Annotated in this window: 4 protein-coding genes and 1 pseudogene; 1 reads left to right on the plus strand and 4 read right to left on the minus strand. The window is 71.1% G+C overall.

Going from position 1 to position 3994, the window contains the following annotated elements; translation table 11 throughout:
* Positions 1 to 164: 164 nt before the first annotated feature.
* The 4 genes from FM125_RS12435 to FM125_RS04330 all read right to left on the minus strand — a co-directional run bounded on the left by FM125_RS12435 (position 165) and on the right by FM125_RS04330 (position 3162).
* On the minus strand, positions 165 to 1043 hold the full coding sequence (locus tag FM125_RS12435; RefSeq protein WP_087133758.1) for a regulatory protein RecX: 879 nt from the start codon (positions 1041 to 1043) through the stop codon (positions 165 to 167).
* A 25-nt stretch (positions 1044 to 1068) separates the two neighbouring features.
* Entirely contained in the window at positions 1069 to 2133 is a 1065-nt protein-coding gene (recA, locus tag FM125_RS04320; protein WP_067189877.1) for a recombinase RecA, read from the minus strand.
* Between the two features lie 212 nt (positions 2134 to 2345).
* A complete protein-coding gene (locus FM125_RS04325) occupies positions 2346 to 2564 on the minus strand; it encodes a DUF3046 domain-containing protein (RefSeq protein ID WP_067189875.1) in 219 nt (72 codons plus the stop codon).
* A 172-nt stretch (positions 2565 to 2736) separates the two neighbouring features.
* Entirely contained in the window at positions 2737 to 3162 is a 426-nt protein-coding gene (locus tag FM125_RS04330) for a helix-turn-helix domain-containing protein (protein ID WP_067189872.1), read from the minus strand.
* 320 nt (positions 3163 to 3482) lie between these two features.
* Here FM125_RS04330 and FM125_RS04335 point away from each other — a divergent pair.
* Positions 3483 to 3994: pseudogene (locus FM125_RS04335) on the plus strand (helix-turn-helix domain-containing protein); the annotation flags it as partial.

The following is a 3994-nucleotide window of genomic DNA, read 5'->3' on the forward strand; positions in this document are numbered from 1 at the left end:
ACAACTATCATCGGCCTCATACCTCCTGCGGAGACGCTCCTCCGGCCTCACTGGCCCCTGCATGTGTCAACAACGTCATGCCCTCCTACATCTAGTGGCGCGTGGCTTCCCGACGGCGGCCCGGCACCGTGGGTGCGCGGCCGGCGGTCCTCAGAGGGCCGGCCTCAGCCGTCCTGGGCGTCGATGGCGTCGCGGACGACCGAGAATGCCAGGCCGGGCGCGTAGCCCTTGCGGCCGAGCATGGCGACGAGCCGCCGCACATGCCTGTCCCGCTCGGCCCGGGACTCCGGGTCCGGGCCGGTGGGCACGGGACGGGTGCGGATCTTCTTGGCGACGATCTCCGCGGCGGCGGCGCGCTCGTCCTCCCCGGTGACGGCCTCCAGGGCCTCCTCGGCGGTCTCCACGTCCACGCCCTTCTCCTTGAGCTCGCGGCGCAGGGCGCTGCGGGCCAGGCCGCGGCCGCGGTGGCGGGAGCGCACCAGGGTCTCGGCGAAGGCGGCGTCGTCCACCAGACGGACGGCCTCCATGCGGTCCAGGACCTCGGCGCCGACCTCCTCCGGGATGCCGCGGTCCGCCAGGCGCTCCTCGAGCTGGTGGCGGGAACGGGGCGCACCCGTGAGGTGGCGCAGCGCGATGGTCCGGGCCAGCTCGCGCAGCTCGTCCGGGTCGGACGGCAGCGGCGCCGGCTCCCGGCGACTGCCGCTGCCGCGACCGCGGGGGCCACCGCCGGCCTCGGCACTCGTCCTGCGGCGGCTGCGGCGCGGCTCGGGCAGCCCAGAGCCCACCACGTGCTCGCGTTCGGCCTGCGCACGGACGCGCCGGGCAGCGCTGCGGGCGCGGGCCGCGGCGAGGCGATCGGGGTCGACGCCGTCCGGCAGATCCTCCTCGAGACACTCGGTGTCCGCGGCCGTCGTCTCGTCACCGGTTTCCCCGCGGCGGGCGTCCCGTTCTCGGGCGGCCTTCACGGAAGGGGCCTCGATCCAGATGGCGTCGCCCCACGAAGGATCTCCCTGGGGCTTGCCGCGGCCTCGCCGCTCACTCATGCGCTGATCCGTGCGGTGCGGCGGTTCAGCCGGCGTCCGGGACGGCCGTCAGCGCGGGCTCCTCGCCCTCCGCCTCGGCGTCCTCGTCCGGCACGATGCCGAGCTTCTGGAGGATCCGGGTCTCGATCTCGAGGGCCAGGTCCGGGTTGTCCTTGAGGAAGCGGCGCGCATTCTCCTTGCCCTGGCCGAGCTGGTCCCCGTCATAGGTGAACCAGGCACCGGACTTGCGCACGATGCCCTCCTCGACGCCCATGTCGATCAGGCCGCCCTCCTTGGAGATGCCCTCGCCGTAGAGGATGTCGAACTCGGCCTGCTTGAACGGCGGGGCCATCTTGTTCTTCACGATCTTGGCGCGGGTGCGGTTGCCGACCGGGTTGCCGGCCTCCTTGAGGGTCTCGATGCGGCGCACGTCGATGCGGACCGAGGCGTAGAACTTCAGGGCCTTGCCGCCGGTGGTGGTCTCCGGCGAGCCGAAGAACACGCCGATCTTCTCGCGCAGCTGGTTGATGAAGATCGCGGTGGTCTTGGACTGGGCCAGGCGGCCGGTGATCTTGCGCAGCGCCTGGGACATGAGGCGGGCCTGCAGGCCGACGTGGGAGTCGCCCATCTCTCCCTCGATCTCGGCGCGCGGCACGAGCGCGGCCACGGAGTCGACGACGATGATGTCCAGGGAGCCCGAGGAGACGAGCATGTCCATGATCTCGAGGGCCTGCTCGCCGGTGTCCGGCTGGGAGACCAGCAGGGCGTCCGTGTCCACGCCGAGCTTGCGGGCGTAGACCGGGTCGAGCGCGTGCTCGGCGTCGATGAACGCGGCGATGCCGCCGTTGCGCTGGGCGTTGGCCACCGCATGCAGGGCGACCGTGGTCTTGCCCGAGGACTCCGGGCCGTAGATCTCCACGACGCGGCCGCGGGGCAGGCCGCCGGTGCCGAGGGCCACGTCCAGGGCGACGGAGCCGGTGGAGATGGTCTCGACCGGGGTCTGGGACTGTTCGCCCAGACGCATCACGGAGCCCTTGCCGAACTGCTTGTCGATCTGGGCCAGGGCGGCGTCGAGGGCCTTCTGACGGTCGTTGCCGGTGTCGGTGCTCATCTTTCACCTCTGGATGTGTGGTCTTCGGTCCGGGCCGCGGGGCCCGGCGCGGGTCCGTCCGATCCGCTCGTGGACGACACTACGGACGGGCGCCGACACGATAGGGCGCGCCGGCGGATCTGTGGACGGCAGCCCGCATTCGGTCTGCTGTGGAGGACACTACCGCACATCTTCGAACATGTGTTCGATACACGGTGCGGCGTGTCCGGCGCTCACCCCTTCGGCGGGATGTCCCGGCCGAGCCGGCGCTCCTCCGGCACGTCCTGCAGGTCGCAGATCGCCCGCCAGACGTCCCGCGGGTCCACCCCCTTCGCCAACGCCTCGGCACCGGTGCAGTCGAGCCCGGGCAGGTTCAGGGTGTCCACGATCACCGGTCCCCGGGCGGGGCCGAACTCCTCGGCCACGAGGCGGGTGAACTCACTGCGGCGCATGCAGGTCCTCTCGGATCGTCTCTCGGTCCGCGGCGCGGAGCCACGGGAGCGCGCCCTGCCCGGGCGTGCGGTGTCGATGATGTCACGGCGGCGTGCCGCCGTGACGCGACGACGGGCGGTCGCCTTCGTGTGAAGGCGACCGCCCGTCGTCGTGCAGCAGCGGATCCGACGATCAGTGGGCGAGGGTGCCCACGCGGCCGGAGCCGCCGAGGTCTGCGGTCAGCTCGTCCGGCACGGTGTCCGGGACAATGACGCCCTCCTGCTCGGCGATGCGGTCCGAGACCTCCCGGAGCATGGCGGACAGCGGCACGTCGAGTGCGTCGCAGATCGAGGCCAGCAGCTCGGAGGAGGCCTCCTTCTGGCCGCGCTCCACCTCGGACAGGTAGCCGAGGGAGACGCGGGCGTCGTGCGACACCTCGCGGAGCGTGCGGCCCTGGCGCTGGCGGACGTCGCGGAGGACGTCGCCGATCTCGTGACGGAGGATGGGCATGGAGCGCTCCTTGATCTCGGGGGCGGCGGGGGTCTGGTGGGCCTCATCCTGCGGTCCGTCCTGGACCCAGCGGGTGATGCCGTTGGTGTGGATGGGGTGCCTCATCATGTCTATCGGTACCTCCTGGACGTTCCCTGGACCACAGCGCTGAGGTCGCCCGGTCCGATCGCGCCCTCTGTTCTTGACTCGTTCAGGACAACCACGCCGGTGCGGTGATCATTCCCGCCGGGGCGAACTTTTCCGTTCCGTGACCTTCAGTCCGCTCGAGCGCGTTCCTCGGCCGCCTCCCGGCGGCGCCGCTCACGGCGGGAGTAGGTGTTGTGGGTCATGAGGTTCTTGCCACGGGGTACGGGCTGAGATGAGACGAGTGGGCCTCTCCCGCAGGATGGAAGTTCCTCAACAACCCACCTGCCAGAAGAGACCCGCTCATGACTCACGCTAACGCACCCCTGACCCCCACTGGCCGTCTCAGGATGGTCCACCGCCACCTGCACGACGGGATCCCGCAGGCACACGTGGCCGCTTAAGTTCCGGGTGAGCCGGCCCACGGTGGCCACCTGGGTCGCCCGCTACAAGGCTCAAGGCGAGGCAGGACTGCAGGACCGGTCCAGCCGGCCGCACCGTTCACCTGCCCAGCTCGATCCGGTCCTGGTCGCCCAGATCCACGCCCTGCGGCGGGAGCGCAAGTGGTCCGCACGGCGCATCCATCACCACCTCGCCTCCGAAGGCCACCGGGTGTGTCTTCGTACTGTGGGACGGTGGCTGCACCGGCTGGGCATCTCCCGGTTGCGAGACCTCGCGCCCACGGGTGAGGACCTGCGCCAACGACCACAGAAGATCACCGCCCGCGGCCCGGGGCACATGGTGCACCTGGATGTGAAGAAGATCGGGAAGATCCCAGACGGGGGCGGCTGGCGCACCCACGGACGTGACTCCGAGG

This window comes from Micrococcus lylae (assembly GCF_900163825.1).
In the GTDB taxonomy this organism is placed as follows: domain Bacteria; phylum Actinomycetota; class Actinomycetes; order Actinomycetales; family Micrococcaceae; genus Micrococcus; species Micrococcus lylae.

What these genes read in the sequence shown, in the direction of transcription:
- FM125_RS12435 (WP_087133758.1), bottom strand. Translation starts at nt 1,043, where the DNA reads ATGAGTGAGCGGCGAGGCCGCGGCAAGCCCCAGGGAGATCCTTCGTGG.
- recA (WP_067189877.1), bottom strand. Translation starts at nt 2,133, where the DNA reads ATGAGCACCGACACCGGCAACGACCGTCAGAAGGCCCTCGACGCCGCC.
- FM125_RS04325 (WP_067189875.1), bottom strand. Translation starts at nt 2,564, where the DNA reads ATGCGCCGCAGTGAGTTCACCCGCCTCGTGGCCGAGGAGTTCGGCCCC.
- FM125_RS04330 (WP_067189872.1), bottom strand. Translation starts at nt 3,162, where the DNA reads ATGATGAGGCACCCCATCCACACCAACGGCATCACCCGCTGGGTCCAG.